The organism is Pararcticibacter amylolyticus (assembly GCF_003130405.1).
Lineage (GTDB): Bacteria > Bacteroidota > Bacteroidia > Sphingobacteriales > Sphingobacteriaceae > Arcticibacter > Arcticibacter amylolyticus.
Window position 1 is genome coordinate 93,985 of the sequence record NZ_QEAS01000015.1, and the last position, 15,904, is coordinate 109,888.

At 44.3% G+C, this 15,904-nt stretch carries 10 protein-coding genes and 1 other RNA gene; 2 read left to right on the forward strand and 9 right to left on the reverse strand.

Annotated features, from left to right (window positions below; all coding sequences use genetic code 11):
• Positions 1 to 12: 12 nt before the first annotated feature.
• The 9 genes from DDR33_RS17690 to ffs form a co-directional block, all read right to left on the reverse strand.
• Positions 13 to 1,137 carry an N-acetyltransferase gene (locus tag DDR33_RS17690; RefSeq protein ID WP_109417136.1) on the reverse strand — a complete coding sequence of 375 codons (1,125 nt, stop codon included), beginning with the start codon at positions 1,135 to 1,137 and terminating at the stop codon, positions 13 to 15.
• A 127-nt stretch (positions 1,138 to 1,264) separates the two neighbouring features.
• Positions 1,265 to 1,456 (reverse strand): hypothetical protein, encoded by a 192-nt coding sequence (locus DDR33_RS17695; RefSeq protein WP_109417137.1) that lies wholly within the window; start codon positions 1,454 to 1,456, stop codon positions 1,265 to 1,267.
• Positions 1,457 to 1,580: 124 nt separating this feature from the next.
• Positions 1,581 to 2,141, reverse strand: coding sequence for an SMC-Scp complex subunit ScpB (gene scpB / locus DDR33_RS17700; protein ID WP_109417138.1), 561 nt, complete (start codon positions 2,139 to 2,141; stop codon positions 1,581 to 1,583).
• A gap of 197 nt (positions 2,142 to 2,338) precedes the next feature.
• On the reverse strand, positions 2,339 to 5,206 hold the full coding sequence (locus tag DDR33_RS17705; protein ID WP_158280792.1) for a ligand-binding sensor domain-containing protein: 2,868 nt from the start codon (positions 5,204 to 5,206) through the stop codon (positions 2,339 to 2,341).
• A gap of 96 nt (positions 5,207 to 5,302) precedes the next feature.
• Positions 5,303 to 6,043: a LytR/AlgR family response regulator transcription factor gene (locus DDR33_RS17710; RefSeq protein WP_109417140.1), complete on the reverse strand. Its 741-nt coding sequence runs from the start codon at positions 6,041 to 6,043 to the stop codon at positions 5,303 to 5,305.
• Positions 6,044 to 6,190: 147 nt separating this feature from the next.
• On the reverse strand, positions 6,191 to 7,315 hold the full coding sequence (mqnC, locus tag DDR33_RS17715; protein WP_109417141.1) for a cyclic dehypoxanthinyl futalosine synthase: 1,125 nt from the start codon (positions 7,313 to 7,315) through the stop codon (positions 6,191 to 6,193).
• Positions 7,316 to 7,508: 193 nt separating this feature from the next.
• On the reverse strand, positions 7,509 to 8,477 hold the full coding sequence (locus DDR33_RS17720; RefSeq protein WP_394341122.1) for a YpdA family putative bacillithiol disulfide reductase: 969 nt from the start codon (positions 8,475 to 8,477) through the stop codon (positions 7,509 to 7,511).
• 96 nt (positions 8,478 to 8,573) lie between these two features.
• The gene (fsa, locus tag DDR33_RS17725) at positions 8,574 to 9,233 is read right to left on the reverse strand and encodes a fructose-6-phosphate aldolase (RefSeq protein WP_109417143.1); all 660 of its coding nucleotides are present in this window, start codon (positions 9,231 to 9,233) and stop codon (positions 8,574 to 8,576) included.
• A gap of 190 nt (positions 9,234 to 9,423) precedes the next feature.
• Positions 9,424 to 9,522, reverse strand: an RNA gene (gene ffs, locus DDR33_RS17730) — signal recognition particle sRNA small type.
• A gap of 275 nt (positions 9,523 to 9,797) precedes the next feature.
• Between ffs and gltB the strand changes: the two genes are divergently transcribed.
• Positions 9,798 to 14,318, forward strand: a complete 4,521-nt coding sequence (gene gltB, locus DDR33_RS17735; RefSeq protein WP_109417144.1) for a glutamate synthase large subunit — start codon at positions 9,798 to 9,800, stop codon at positions 14,316 to 14,318.
• A gap of 3 nt (positions 14,319 to 14,321) precedes the next feature.
• Positions 14,322 to 15,794 (forward strand): glutamate synthase subunit beta, encoded by a 1,473-nt coding sequence (locus DDR33_RS17740; protein WP_109417145.1) that lies wholly within the window; start codon positions 14,322 to 14,324, stop codon positions 15,792 to 15,794.
• The last annotated feature ends 110 nt before the right edge of the window (positions 15,795 to 15,904 follow it).

A 15,904-nucleotide genomic window follows, 5' to 3' on the forward strand; every position in this document is an offset into this window, starting at 1 on the left:
CGGAGCATCTCTTTATTGGTTGAACATCTTCCTCAGAGTAACATGCTTTTTCCCGAATACGGCTCCGGTAGCTTCATGTATAGCCAGCATCTTATCATTAAAGTCGCCAACCCAGGAAAGTTCCAGTTCTTTGTACTGATTTAAGGGAAGGACATATTCTTTGAGTTTGATGAACATTGCCGATTCAAGACCGTGTTTCTGATATGCCTTTTTTGTTCCCATTACAATTGCTCTCATTCTGGAGACTCCTTTCCACCTGTAGTAAACGAATTTGAGCTTCTCTACCAAGCCAAGTTTTCCGTTAAATTTTTTGATGATCTGGTTGGCATCGGGAAGGATAATGACGAAAGACGCTGGTTCGCCGTTTACATACGAGAACCAGATTAAGTTTTCGTCCATTATTGCCTTCATCTTGTGGAAAGATTCCGTTATGGTTGTTTTATTTATGGGAGCGAAGTTTTCGAAGTTACTCCAGGCGTCATTATAGATTTCCATAAAGTCTGCGGCAAACTTATCAATCTCTTTTACGCGGAGGTGTTCGAACGTATAGCCCGGTTTCTTAATTACCCATTCTGCAATTTTAGTGAACCGCGCGGGAAAGGGCTTATTGACATCGAGGTGGTTCGTGATCTGTTCATACAAGGGAGCAAATCCGTAGTTTCCAAAGAGTAACTTGTAATAGGGAGGATGATAATTCATGCCATAAGAAGGATGGGTAAATCCTTCCACCAGGAGTCCCCAGAATGCATCATTTTCCCCAAAATTAATGGGACCATCCATACCGGTCATACCATGCGACTGCAGCCATACTTTTGCAGTATCAAAAAGGGCATTTGCGGTATCCTGATCGTTTATGCATTCAAAGAAACCAATTCCCCCCACAGGAGCCTGAGCAGATGTTGTTTTTTCATAGTTAACGAAGGCTGCAATGCGACCGGTCAATTTTCCCGAAGAATCTTTTGAAACCCATCTGGTTATGATGCCATGATGATGAAAATTGTTCTTTTCCGGATCGAAGATAGCTTCTATATCACTATCAAGCGGGCAAACCCATACTGTATCGTTTCTATATATTTCTCTCGCAACATCTAAAAACTCTTTAATAGATTTCTTGCCCCTTACTTCTGTAATCGCCATAAAATAACACTAAAGATGCACGTAATATATTAATTGACGGCATCCTGTATAATGTACTCCCCTCTGTATGATAATTGTAATAAAAAAGCATTCAGTTAATTGAATGCTTCAGGACTTATTTTAAGATCTAATAATCGTCGTCTTCGTCATACTCATTAAAATCATTAAACCCCTGAAAATCTTCCAGCGGTTCATCAAAATCATCATCTTCTTCATTAAAGCGGCTTTTCGTTTTTGAATCCGCAGGCTTAATGTTTGAACTTTTAGCGCCGCTTACTGTGCTCTTACTCGTTCCAGACTTCTTTTTTGGCGTTTTCATTGTTAAATAAAGTATTCGGTTAAGCGTTCTAAAAATAATAAGAAATTAATATTCAGTGTTATTTTATTTTTTGTTGTTTCAAAAATAAAAGAAAATAGATATGCCTGAAGCGACCTGTTGAAAATTATTCCGTCTTTTCGCCAATTTCATTTTCGTCATTTGTAAAGTCTTTCAACTGAGGTAATTCTGAATTGTTCCTGATTCCGAAATAATCCATGAACAAGGAGCTGGTGCCATATAAGAGTGGCTTGCCGATGCCATCGGATTTACCGGTGATGGCAATCAACTCCTTTTCGAGTAATTTCTGAATAGTATAGTCGCAGCTTACGCCCCTTATCTGTTCGATTTCAAGCTTTGTTACCGGCTGTCTGTAGGCAATAATAGCAAGTGTTTCAAGCGCCGCCTGGCTTAATTTTTTCTTCGAGCGCTGTATCTGCAACTGGTGTACTAACTGATAATAGTCAGCTCTGGTAAGGAACTGATATCCTCCGTTAATCTCCAGCAGCCCTATCGCAAATCCGCCGTCTTCGTACTTGGCCTGAATGGCCGTTACATGTTCTTTAATTTCCTCTTCGCTGAATTCCTCTCCCGATACAGCCATTATGACCGCCTGTATTTCCTTTACAGATACGCTTTGCTCTGATGCAAAAATGAGGGCTTCGATATTTAATCTGATATTTTCCACTTAGGGCGGCAAATCTAATGGAAAAATCATTGCCGGGAAAGGCCTGTAAACAAAAAAGCGGTGAAACTTTTGGGAAGCTCCAGCCGCTAAACACACACTTAGATAAAAATATTTTTGATCCTTAAAAATTCAGAATATATATGCAATATTAAGTTTATGTGGATTAATATAAGAAAGTTTTGAGTGTCCGGTTGGTCTCAGTTAGTAAACGGTTGAAGTGGGAGTGAAATACTCACTTCTGTCCCGCCGGAGAGTAATTGTTTTACCTCGATTTTAATCAAGCGCTTCTTAAACTTGTTGATCAGTTCAACCCGTTGCATGGTAAGCTGCATGCCCCTGCTGATGTGGTCGCCCTTTTTAAACAGCCTGGAATTATCAATGCCAATGCCATCATCTGTGATGATAACGCGCAGGTATTCGTTAGATTTTCGTATTTCAATAAGAATATTTCCGTCATCATCTTTCGGCATAATGCCATGCCAGATTGCATTTTCAACATAGGGTTGCAGGAGCATAGAGGGAAGATAAGTCGACTGGAGGTCTATTTCTTCATCCACACTGACGGTATATTTCATCTTATCTCCAAACCTTAATTTCTCAAGCGAGAGATAGAGGTTGAGGTAATTTAGCTCTTCTTCAATACTGATATAGCTTTTGTTGCATATTTCAAGGTTTTTCCTGATTAATCTCGCAAAGCCGGTAAGAGCCTGATTCGCCATCGTGCGGTCTTTCGTGTTGATGAAATACTGAATGGAGTTCATTACATTAAAGATAAAATGAGGATTCATCATCGCTTGTAATGCCTGCTGTTCGAGCGATATGATTTTCGTTTTGGTAATTAGTCTTTTCTTTTCTTCGGCCTGTTTGGCCTTAAAATAATTCTTGATCACAAAGAATAAGCCAATCACGGATATTCCTATTGTGATTAAGATGAACCACCATGTTCTCCAGAACGGAGGTCTGATTGTGAAGTTCATTTTAATTGGTTCGCTCCAGGGAGTGTTTAAGCTTTTTCCTTTGATCTCCAGGTGATAGTCGCCGGGCTCAAGCGATCCGAATTCCAGAGTGCCCGATTGTGTTTCGTTCCAGCGGGAGCTATGGCGCAAACGGTATCTGTAATGTACAGCCGCCGGATGAGCATAGTCTAAAGCGACAAAGTTGACCGTTATATTGTTTTGCTTATGGGATAAAGAGAAATCTCCGGTATATCTGAAATGCTTTTTATTGATTTCAATAGCCTTCATGTATAGAGGAGGAGGTTCCCTTTGCTGGTAGCGAACAGGAGTGAATATGGACAGTCCGTTGTTGGTGGCGATGTACGCCGTATCATTTTCAGCATAGATATCGTTGATTTCATTGGAGATGAGCCCATCCTCTGTGGTGTAATTAACCACGTTTTTCTTACTGAAATCAATCAGGCTCAAACCTTTGCCGGTCACTATCCATGCTTTGTTCTTTTCAATGAAAATTTTCTTGCAGATATTGCTGGGAAGCCCGTTTGCTGTCGTGAATCTGGCTGTTAGTTTATCATTCTGAATGACAGCTACCCCGAATCCGTAGATACTGCAGACGATGGTTTTATCAGGGAGTTCTCCGATGTCTGTGACCCTCTGTTTAAGAACAGGAAACTTTTTATATAATTCAGTGATACGACCGTCCCTGTAGTATTGTAATCCAAGAATGTTGGAAAACCATAGCCGGTTTTGCGAATCATAGTAAACCTCAAACGCCCGCCGCAGGAAGCATGGGCGCTTCAGAGATGAATCTGGCAGTACAGGCCCGTTTTTGCCCCTGACATATACCCCCGAAGCATGGGCGACAGCAAGATCTCCGGTCCGGCTGAAGCTAAACGACTTAATTGCATAGGCTATATGTGTATCCAGTATGTTGATATCGCCTAGTTTAGGGTGAAGCTCCAGTAGTCGGTTGTCTGAAGCGTACCATATTGAGTTCCTGTTTTTGTCGTAGTACAGGTGCTTTACAGGGTTGTAGGTATTGGTTCCGTTGAAAGTTTTATGGGTGATACCATCCCGGCTAATGATATCAAGGTTTCCCGACCTGAGTCCCAGTACCAGCCGCTGGCCGGCCTTTATCACTTTTGTTATTGCATTACTGCTGAGTCCGTCTCTATTCGTAAGATGATGAGTGTTGGCCGTATAGAATGGAAGCATGTATACTCCGCTGCCAATTGTTCCCACCCAGATATTTCCTTCTTTATCCTTTGTAAGATGTGTGATATTCTCGCCCTTCAGGTGTTGCTCCGGAGATTGATCCAGGCGTTTGTATATGGAAATGCCTTCGCCCATCGTACCAATCCACAGTGACTGGCGATCTGTGAGCAGAATGCTGCCTGCAGAAGAAGGGCTAAGATCTTTTAGCCGTGACTTAAGCCGGAAACTGTTGTCCTGATACTCTACCAGTCCTTCCGGAGATAAAAAGAGCGTTGATTGCCTCTCCTTGTCAAAAAAGAATGATTTGGGGGAGACGGGCAGATACCGGGAGGTGAAGGGCGAGTAGGTTTTACCTTTAAAGAGAAAAGCGAAGAGCTTGTTAAGTACCAGTATATTCTGATTTCCCGAATGAAAAGCACGGCAATTAGAAAATGAATATTTATCCGACGAATAGAAATTCACATTGTTGGATCTGTCTATTCTCAGCAGCCTGTTCTGATTAGTGCCAAACCATAAATTATGGTCGTTATCTTCGTAAAAAGAAATGAAACTGCCGGGAGAAACCGCTTTCTTCAGGAGACTGTTGTTGGATGGGTTGGAAAAGCGATTATTATGAAAGAAACAGAGCCGCCCGTTAAGGGTTAGAAACCAGATCCTTCCCTGTGAATCTTCCTCTATCTGAAGGACTTCGTTATCTGAAAGCCCGTTGTCCATCGTGAACAGTTCAAATTTATGACCGTCGAACCTGTTAACCCCGCTTTCAGTTGCAAACCAGACGAACCCTTTTGAGTCCTGGAAGATGTAATAGACTGTCGAGTTGGCAAGTCCATCCTTTACAGTGTAGTTACGAAAATTAAGGGTTTCAGCACGTGCGGCAGCATAACCGGTTAGCATTGCGAAGAACAGAATAATACAGAGGTATTTCGGTGTTCGCTGTTTCCCTTGATTTTTAACGGGTGCCATGCTGTATCCTTACTTTGTGTAGTTTGCCTAGCTCTTAAAATACGATTTTGCCCGTTCCTGAAATTCGTTAGACCTTCTTCTTGATACAGGAAGGGTTATATCGTTATTTAAAATAACCTGAAGTCCGTTTTTGTGTGAATATGCCTTTACATATCTGAAATTTATGATCACCGACTTGTGTATCCTCAGGAAATTCCGGGCTGTAAGCATTTCTTCGAATTCTTTCAGGGGTTTGGATATGACGATATTCTCGTTGTTACTCAGATGAAATATAGAATAATTGCTGTCTGCTTCAATATAAACAATGTCACTTGTATCCACAACATCAAAGCCATTTGTATGGGAAAGGGTAATTTTGCTCTCGTCTTCAAAGCCCGGTTCCGCCGGTTGGCTTTCCGATCTCAATTTTACCCAGTCATGAGCCTTTTTTACCGCTTGTTGCAGTTCTTCAATATCTGTAGGTTTGAGCAGATAATCGACAGCGCTTGCTTTTAAAGCTTTAAGTGCGTATTGGTCATACGCAGTGGTGAAAATCACCATTATACCTCTTTCCTGGAGATCCGGAAGCAGTTCGAAACCGCTCTCCTTTGGCATTGCGATATCAAGAAAGGTGAGATCAAAATGAGTTTCTCTGATCAGCTCTCTCGCTTCAGCAACTGATTTTGCAATCCCTTCAACCCTCACTTCAGGACAGTGTTCCTGAATCAGGTAATACAGGGATTTTCTGCTGTATTCTTCGTCGTCGACAATAAGGGCATTCAGGAGCATATGGTAATTTTGGTGAAAGTAATAAAATATCCGGAGATATTATAGCTATCGGTTATTAGCTATAAGCTATTGGCAACCGGCATCCATCGCTGGAGGGGGTATTCCCTTTAGCTTTCTGTATTCACCTTATAACTTTCCCGCGGCAACTTAATAAGTTATCTGTTGCTGCTCCAGCTGCGGCGGTAGTTCCCTGAATCCATATTGCTGGTTACGAAGCTGCGGTTGAAATCCTGCTTCACGGATAGCTTTCTGGATCCCAGCCGAGGTGAAGCGGTGGGGGGCGCCCGCAGCGCTGACAACATTTTCTTCGATCATAATCGAGCCGAAATCATTTGCACCAGCATGAAGGCATATCTGTGCGACGTTTTTACCAACGGTCAGCCAGGATGCCTGGATGTTTTTGATATTGGGAAGCATAATCCTGCTTAGGGCGATCATCCGGATATACTCATCTGCTGTGACCTGATTGCTGATGCCTCTTACACGCTTAAGGAGAGTGCCGTCGTCCTGGAAAGGCCAGGGGATGAACGCAATAAAGCCTTTGGCCCCTTCGGGCTTCTCCGATTGAACCTGCCTGATCCATGCAAGATGTTCGAACCGTTCCTCTATGGTTTCTACGTGCCCGAACATCATCGTAGCCGAAGTGGTAAGCCCAAGTTTGTGTGCGGCCCTCATAACATCAAGCCATTCCTGCCCTCCGCATTTGCCTTTTGAGATCAGTCGCCTCACACGGTCATTGAGTATTTCCGCGCCCGCACCGGGAAGAGAATCCAGGCCGGCCTCCATAAGCGCTTGCAGCACTTCTGTATGGCTCATACCCTCTAATTTGGCAACATGTGCAATTTCCGGAGGTCCGAGTGAATGAAGTTTGAGGGTGGGGTAGAGTTCTTTCAGTTGTTTGAACAGTGTCGTATAAAACGAAAGTCCCAGATCGGGGTGGTGGCCACCCTGTAAAAGCAACTGGTCTCCTCCGTATCTGAAGGTTTCTTCTATTTTAACCTTATACGTTTCGATGTCCGTAATATAGCTGTCAGTATGACCCGGGCGTCTAAAGAAATTACAAAACTTACAATTCGCAATGCAGACGTTGGTTGTATTTAAATTCCTGTCTATCTGCCATGTCACTTTCCCATGCGGAACTTGGATCTTACGTAATTCATTCGCGATATAAATCAGCTCCGGAGTGGAAGCGTTTTTAAAGAGATATACACCTTCTTCAATCGACAGAAAATCAAAATTCAGAGCGCGCTGCAGCAAATCCCGTGTATTCATTGATGCAAAGATACGGAGCGAAAGGGAATCGGACAAATGACCGTTATGTGTTAGAAGTAGTGTCCCGGGCTTATGGTAATGATTATAGGTTTGAAACGCGGCTATTACAGCGTTCCGGCAGGTTCTCTGCTCTGAGAGCCGGTCTTTTTATTCAGGAATATGACAATGAGCAAACCTGTAAAGCTGGAACATGCTATTGTTTAATGCTGTGATCTGCAATGTGCCGGGCGATCCGTAAGGCATGTTCTCGTGAGTTTTCTATAAAGTAGGTGTGGGTATCCATCCCGCCGCACACAACCCCGGCCATATAAATACCGCGAACATTTGTTTCCATGGTTAGCGGATCATGAGACGGCAATTTGCGGTCGTCTACGGAGCAATTAATGCCTATTTCTTTCAAAAAGCTGAAGTTAGGCCGGTAGCCTGTCATCGCCAGCACAAAGTCGTTTACGATGGTAATATTGCCATCGGGACTTTCAATATCAATCTCATTTTCCCTGATGTCAGTAACACTGGAGTTAAAATAAGCTTTAATACTTCCTTCTTTTATCCTGTTCACAATATCTGGCCGCACCCAATATTTTACCCGTGGATCGATTTCGGAACCTTTAATAATCATCGTCACCTCTGCTGATTTACGGTACGTTTCGAGCGCAGCATCAACTGCTGAGTTTCCGGCTCCGATAACAGCAACCTTTTGCATTGCGTAATAATGAGGGTCTTTGTAATAATGACTCACTTTTGTCAGGTCCTCTCCCGGAATGTTCAGTTTTACCGGTATATCGTAAAATCCGGTTGCTACAATTACGTTTGAAGCCCTGTATTCTGTTTTGCCTGTTATGACCGTAAAGTTACCGTGGGACCCTGCCACCTGTATTACCGGTTCGAAAAGCTTGATATTAAGCCGGTAATGTAATGCTGCCCTCCGGTAATATTCAAGTGCTTCAGCCCGCGTTGGTTTTACATTCACAGAAACAAATGGTATTCCGCCTATTTCAAGCTTGTCTGATGTAGAGAAGAATGTCATGTTGGCCGGATAGTTATAAAGGGAGTTTACGAGGCACCCCTTGTCGATTATGACATAAGAAAGCCCGGCTTTGGCGGCCTCAATTCCACAGGTAAGCCCTATGGGCCCGGCGCCTATAATAAGGACGTCTATCATTTGCATGTTGAACAGATATAAGAAGCAGGTGGCAAAAGCAAAGAGATGTAGAGAAAAGAAGAGTTGCCGGCCCGCCGGGCAACTCTTCTTTTTATATTATTTGCCCGCAGCTTTTGCGTGGTCTGCAAGGAACTGGGCAAGGCCGTTGTCTGTTAGCGGGTGCTTCAGCAATGCAGCGATAGCCGAAAGAGGTGCTGTGATCACATCGGCACCTATTTTTGCACAATCTACAATATGCATAGGGTGACGGACGGACGCGGCAAGGATCTGTGTGGTATATCCGTAATTATCATAAATTGTCCGGATGTCTTCAATTAAGCCTAAGCCATCAGTTGAAACATCATCAAGACGGCCAATGAAAGGAGACACATAAGTGGCGCCAGCTTTGGCAGCGAGCAAAGCCTGTCCGGCAGAAAATACCAGGGTACAGTTAGTTTTGATCCCCTTTGATGTGAAGTATTTGATCGCCTTTATACCATCTTTTATCATTGGGACCTTTACTACAATTCTTTCATGAAGTTTCGCAAGAGCTTCACCCTCTGCAATAATCTCCTCGTAAGTAGTAGCTATTACTTCTGCGCTTACATCGCCGTCAGTAATGCCACAGATTGTTTTATAATGGTTGATAACATTATCCTGGCCAGTTATTCCCTCCTTCGCCATCAGGCTTGGGTTGGTTGTTACACCATCAAGTACTCCCATTTCATGGGCTTCTTTAATCTGTGCAAGGTTAGCAGTGTCGATAAAAAATTTCATGTCAATTTTATTTATGTGTTGTTCAACGCCGGTTGAAAAATATGGTGCTAATATACTAAACTGTTACTGATAGTTTATTTAATATTTAGTGTAAAAGTAACACGTAATAATAAATAGCACCGTTATGGCACTGGTCGTTCGGCTTAAGAAAAAGAATAAAATGGATTGGAAATGAAAAAGAAGAAAAAAAATGGGCTAGCACCTTCTATCGCACCGCTACGACTCTCTACCCTTGCTGCGTTCCCACCCTGGGGGAGTTCAAGAGGAGCTGGTCGTAGAAGACTAACCCGGGGCAAAGATAGCAAAATAACATAAACGGTGAAAAGAATTTGAATTTTTATATTTATTAAGTACCTTGTTGATTGATTTCACTGCAAAGAATCTGCGAAATTGTTTTGGCGAAAGAGTGAATTAGTATTTTAATAAAATTTTAGATTTAGCTTTAGTAAATTGGTAAAATAAATTATATTTGCTATTGCAGAATTAAAGAATAAACAAAAATTATTGAATTGTCCTAATTTTAAGGGTTAATCCTTAACTTAGTAATTTGCATTTATAAATCTGATGAAACAAATCGAAAATGACCAGCAGGGATTGTATCGCCCTGAGTTCGAACATGACTCTTGTGGGGTAGGTTTTATTACCCATATCGAAGGCCACAAGTCGCACCAGATCGTCTCAGATGCTTTAACCATTCTGGAAAATATGGAGCACAGGGGCGCATGTGGGTGCGATCCGGAAACGGGCGATGGTGCAGGTATTTTATTGCAGATTCCTCATGAATTCTTTATTGAAGAGTGTATTTCTCTTGATATTCACATTGGGGAACCAGGCCACTACGGTGTCGGTATGATCTTCTTTCCTAAAGAGATTGCTATTAAGGAATCCTGCCGGACTGTTATTGTTAATTCTGCTGAAAAACTTGGTTTGTCTGTGCTGGGTTTCAGGAAACTTCCGGTAGACCCTTCGGTAGTGGGGGAGACAGCTCTCGCCGTTGAACCATCAGTTGAGCAGGTGTTTATAGAAAGACCTTCCGGCATTACCAACACAGAAGAATTCGAACGCAAGTTATATGTACTGAGACGACTTATAAGCAAGGCTGTCTCTGAAACTGTTAACCAGGGAAGCGACTTTTATATAGCATCCCTTTCGTGTAAAGTTATTGTTTATAAAGGGCAATTAACTACCTACCAGCTGAGGACTTACTATTCTGATCTGGCAGATGCGCGCCTCACCTCCGGGTTCGGGATGGTTCACAGCCGCTTCTCTACTAATACATTTCCTTCATGGAAGCTTGCGCAGCCTTTCAGATTTATGGCGCATAACGGTGAGATTAACACTCTTACCGGCAATCTCAACTGGTTTTATTCAGGTCTAAGGTCGTATGCTTCTTCTTTCTTCTCTAAAGAAGAAATGGATATTATCCTTCCGGTGATCGATGCCAATCAGTCAGATTCGGCATGCCTGGATAACGTGGTTGAAGTGCTTGTACATACTGGCCGTTCACTTCCCCACGTCATGATGATGCTGGTGCCTGAAGCATGGGACGGCAATGAACAAATGGATTCATTGAAAAAAGCTTTCTATGAATTTCATGCAACATTAATGGAGCCATGGGACGGCCCTGCGGCGCTTACATTTACAGATGGCAGGCAGATCGGAGCTTTGCTCGACAGAAATGGCCTCCGTCCGTTAAGATTTGCGGTCACCAACGATCAGAGAGTGATTGTTGCCTCTGAAGCCGGTGCGTTGCCTGTTCCCGAAAAGATCATTGTAAAGAAAGGCCGTCTTCAGCCTGGTAAAATGTTCCTCGTTGATCTCGAAGAGGGTGAAATTATTACCGATCAGGAGATTAAACATAAAGTAGCTTCTGCACAACCTTACGGTGAGTGGCTGGAAAACTATAAGATCCGGATGGAAGAGCTTCCTGAACCCAGGATAGCTTTTACCAATCTGTCAAAAGAATCTGTACTGAAATACCAGCAGGTGTTTGGCTATACACGTGAAGATATCGAAACCATTATTAAGCCGATGGCTGTTGATGGAAAAGAGCCAATAGGATCAATGGGGACCGATGTGCCACTGGCTGTATTATCCGACCGCCCGCAGCATATTTCAAGCTACTTTAAGCAATTCTTTGCGCAGGTGACCAATCCGCCGATCGACCCGATCCGTGAGAGAATGGTGATGAGCCTGTCCACTTTCATCGGAAATAACGGGAATCTTTTTGATGAAGATAAGATGCATTGTCACTGTGTGGCTTTGCGTCATCCGATATTGAGTAATTACGAATTAGAGAAGTTAAGGAGTATCGATACCGGCTTGTTTCATGCCAAAACTCTTTATACATATTTTAAGGCCGACGGTCAGCCCGGCTCTCTTGAAAAAGGGATAGCAAGGCTTTGCCGCTATGCGGAAGATGCCGTAGAAGATGGATTTGAGGTGTTGATCCTGTCGGACAGGGCGGTAGATTCCGAGCATGCGCCGATCCCTTCACTGCTTGCAGTGTCGGCTGTTCACCACCATCTGATCAAGAAAGGTTTCCGTGGCCAGGTAGGTCTGGTAGTAGAAGCAGGAGACGTTTGGGAAGTGCATCACTTTGCATGTCTGTTGTCATTCGGGGCTACGGCTATTAACCCATATCTGGCATTAGGAACTATCCGTACCCTGAAGGAGGAAGGTAAGCTGGAAAGTTCTCTTGACTTCAATTACCTGTCAAAAAATTATATAAAAGCTATATGCGACGGATTGCTGAAGATCTTCTCTAAAATGGGGATTTCGACGCTGCAATCTTATCATGGTGCCCAGATCTTCGAGATCCTCGGCATTAATAAAGAAGTCGTTGATAAATATTTTACAGGTGCAGTCACGCGTATCGGAGGGCTTGGGCTGAATGAAATAGCCCGGGAAAGCCTGTTCAAGCACAATCAGGGCTTTATCCATTCGAAATCAGAGTTCCAGCTATTACCGGAAGGAGGAATATACCAATGGAAGAGACGCGGCGAAGCTCACCTCTTTAATCCGCAGACTGTGCATCTGCTTCAGCATTCCACCCGTACCGGTGACTATTCGGTTTATAAACAATATGCGAAGCTGATCAATGATCAGTCTGAGAAGATGTATACGCTCCGGGGGCTGTTTGACTTTGCTCATCACCGGGAGCCGGTACCACTGGAGGAAGTGGAGCCGATTGAGGCGATCATGAAGCGTTTTGCTACCGGGGCTATGTCTTTTGGCTCTATTTCACATGAAGCGCACAGCACTCTTGCCATTGCGATGAACCGTATAGGTGGCAGAAGCAATACAGGAGAAGGTGGGGAAGATGAAATGCGTTATACTCCGCTTCCGAACGGCGATTCTATGCGTTCCTCTATCAAGCAGGTTGCTTCAGGCCGTTTTGGTGTCACTTCTTACTACCTGACAAATGCCGACGAATTGCAGATTAAGATGGCGCAGGGAGCTAAACCAGGTGAAGGCGGACAGTTGCCTGGACATAAAGTAGATGAATGGATTGCAAAGGTGCGTCACTCTACTCCGGGAGTTGGGCTTATATCTCCTCCTCCTCACCACGATATTTATTCGATTGAAGATCTGGCGCAGCTGATATTCGACCTGAAGAACGCCAACCGTCATGCGCGAATCAATGTGAAACTGGTGTCGAAAGCTGGTGTTGGAACTATTGCAGCAGGTGTTGCCAAGGCTCACGCCGATGTGATCCTGGTTGCCGGATACGATGGTGGAACTGGAGCGTCTCCTATCAGTTCAATAAAACACGCTGGTTTGCCATGGGAACTTGGCCTTGCTGAAGCGCACCAGACGCTGGTGAGAAATAAATTAAGAAGCCGTGTGGTCTTGCAGACAGACGGCCAGTTAAAGACAGGGCGTGACATTGCGATCGCAGCTTTGCTCGGTGCTGAAGAGTGGGGTGTTGCTACCGCTGCTCTCGTCGCCGGAGGTTGTATTATGATGCGTAAATGCCACTTGAATACCTGCCCTGTCGGCGTAGCTACGCAGGATCCCGACTTACGTAAGCTGTTCAGCGGAAAACCTGAACACATTGTAAATCTGTTCCGCTTTATTGCAGAAGAACTCCGTGAGATTATGGCCGACCTCGGATTCCGGACCATAAACGAAATGGTAGGACGCTCACAATTCCTCAAGGTAAGAGAAGGTAACAAGCATTGGAAAGCAAGTACTCTTGATCTTTCAGCTATTCTTCATCCTGTCACTAATTCTTCGAAACAGACACTGTACAACAGTGAAGCTCAGGATCATGGAATGGATAATATCCTCGATTGGAAATTGCTGGAGCATGCTCAGCAGGCGCTGGAAAGTAAAACCCCTGTATTCGGAACGTTTACGGTGAGGAATACGGACAGGACCATCGGCACTGTTCTCTCTAACGAGGTTTCGAAAAGGTACCAGGCTGCTGGACTGCCTGATAATACGATCAATTTTAAGTTCACCGGATCTGCCGGGCAGAGCTTTGGAGCATTCAGTGCCAAAGGGCTTTCTTTTGAACTGGAAGGCGAGGCTAATGACTATGTTGGTAAGGGACTTTCCGGGGCAAGGCTGGCAATTTACCCGTCTGCTGAGAGTACCCTGGTACCAGAAGAGAATATCATTATAGGAAACGTAGCCCTTTACGGAGCCACCTCAGGTGAGCTGTTTGTAAGAGGACAAGCGGGTGAACGTTTTGCTGTCCGCAACTCCGGCGCCACTGCTGTAGTAGAAGGGGTAGGAGATCACGGATGTGAGTATATGACAGGCGGAAGGGCTCTCATTCTGGGCCGTACAGGAAGAAATTTTGCAGCGGGAATGAGCGGCGGTATCGCCTGGGTATACGATGTGGACGGAAACTTTGCAGATAACTGCAATCCTGAAATGATCGACCTTGATCCGCTTACAGGTGAAGATGAGGAGCAGATCATTACGTTACTGAAGAAACATCTTCAGCTAACGCAAAGCCACCTTGCTTTGTATCTCTTGAGTAACTGGAGCGAAGAATGCCGCAGGTTTATCAAGGTATTCCCTAAAGAGTATAAAAAAGTATTACAACACGCACAATATCAACCAGCTAATTAGAAAATGGGAAAAGTGACAGGCTTTAAAGAATACGGCCGGGAGTTACCTCCAAAAAGAGCTCCCCAGGAACGTATTAATGATTATAAAGAATTTACAGGATGTTTTACTGAAGACAAACTGAATCACCAGGCAGCCCGCTGTATGAATTGCGGAATTCCGTTCTGCCATTCGGGCTGCCCGCTGGGAAATGTCATCCCTGAATTTAATGATGCGGTTTATAAGGAGAACTGGGAAGAGGCTTACAGTATCCTGACCTCTACTAACAATTTTCCGGAGTTTACCGGACGCATTTGCCCGGCTCCATGTGAGGCGGCGTGTGTCCTGGGGATTAATAAACCCCCTGTAACTATTGAGGAAATCGAAAAGCATATTATTGAAATAGCCTTTTCAAAAGGACTGGTGAATGCCAAAGCTCCGCTGATCCGCTCCGGGAAAACGGTAGCAGTAATCGGCTCAGGACCTGCAGGTCTGGCAGCTGCGGCTCAGCTTAACAAAGCAGGCCACCTGGTAACAGTTTTTGAACGTGATGACAAACCCGGAGGCTTGCTGAGATTCGGTATCCCTGATTTCAAACTTGAAAAGTGGGTAATAGAACGCCGTGTAACATTGATGGAAGAAGAAGGTATTCAGTTCAAATGCAATACCGAAGTAGGCAAGGATATCCATGCTGATGAGATCCTCCGTAATTTTGATGCAGTGGTTTTAGCCGGAGGATCAACAATTCCGAGAAATCTTCCTGCTCCCGGAAGAGAGCTGAAAGGTGTTTATTTTGCAATGGAGTTTCTGAAGCAGCAGAATAAGCGTGTAAGTAATATTGAATTTAAAGAAGAGCCAATCTGGGCCACAGATAAAGATGTGATTGTGATAGGTGGAGGTGATACAGGGTCAGACTGTGTAGGTACATCAAACCGTCACGGAGCAAAATCAGTAACACAGTTTGAGCTCATGCCAAAACCTCCCGCATCCAGGACCGAAAGTATGCCATGGCCTACTTACCCAATGCTGTTAAAAACCAGCACTTCCCATGAAGAGGGTTGTGAAAGAAACTGGGGCATCAACACAAAAGAGTTTCTTGGTGACGCCGAAGGTAATCTCAGAGCGTTGAAAGTAGTGGACGTAGAGTGGGAAACAGATGTGTTTGGCCGTCCTGTAAAGTTCAAAGAAGTGGAAGGATCTGAACGCGAATTACCGGCACAGCTGGTTTTACTGGCGATGGGATTTGTCCACCCTCAAAGAGAGGGTCTTCTTGAACAACTGGGGACAGAGTTTGATGCCCGAGGCAATGTTAAAGCTGCTGAAGGTGCATATCAAACCAATGTACATAAGGTATTTGCTGCCGGCGATATGCGCCGTGGTCAGTCGCTCGTGGTATGGGCGATATCAGAAGGCCGCGAGGCTGCACGGCGTGTGGATCAATTCCTGAACGGAAGCACTGCACTCGAAAGTAAGGATGCAGAGAGCATGTATGCATTTTAAGAAAAACCTGCCTTCGGGCAGGTTTTTTAGCTTTCAGCTGTCAGCAATTGGCTGTCAGCCCCTGTATGATGTATATAAACTGGTGATTAGGAGTAAGGAGAACGGCAGAG

Excerpts from the sequence above, each read along its gene's own strand:
- fsa (WP_109417143.1), bottom strand. The coding sequence starts at position 9,233 with ATGAAATTTTTTATCGACACTGCTAACCTTGCACAGATTAAAGAAGCC.
- DDR33_RS17690 (WP_109417136.1), bottom strand. The coding sequence starts at position 1,137 with ATGGCGATTACAGAAGTAAGGGGCAAGAAATCTATTAAAGAGTTTTTA.
- DDR33_RS17695 (WP_109417137.1), bottom strand. The coding sequence starts at position 1,456 with ATGAAAACGCCAAAAAAGAAGTCTGGAACGAGTAAGAGCACAGTAAGC.
- gltB (WP_109417144.1), top strand. The coding sequence starts at position 9,798 with ATGAAACAAATCGAAAATGACCAGCAGGGATTGTATCGCCCTGAGTTC.
- DDR33_RS17710 (WP_109417140.1), bottom strand. The coding sequence starts at position 6,043 with ATGCTCCTGAATGCCCTTATTGTCGACGACGAAGAATACAGCAGAAAA.
- DDR33_RS17705 (WP_158280792.1), bottom strand. The coding sequence starts at position 5,206 with ATGCTAACCGGTTATGCTGCCGCACGTGCTGAAACCCTTAATTTTCGT.
- mqnC (WP_109417141.1), bottom strand. The coding sequence starts at position 7,315 with ATGAATACACGGGATTTGCTGCAGCGCGCTCTGAATTTTGATTTTCTG.
- DDR33_RS17720 (WP_394341122.1), bottom strand. The coding sequence starts at position 8,477 with ATGATAGACGTCCTTATTATAGGCGCCGGGCCCATAGGGCTTACCTGT.
- DDR33_RS17740 (WP_109417145.1), top strand. The coding sequence starts at position 14,322 with ATGGGAAAAGTGACAGGCTTTAAAGAATACGGCCGGGAGTTACCTCCA.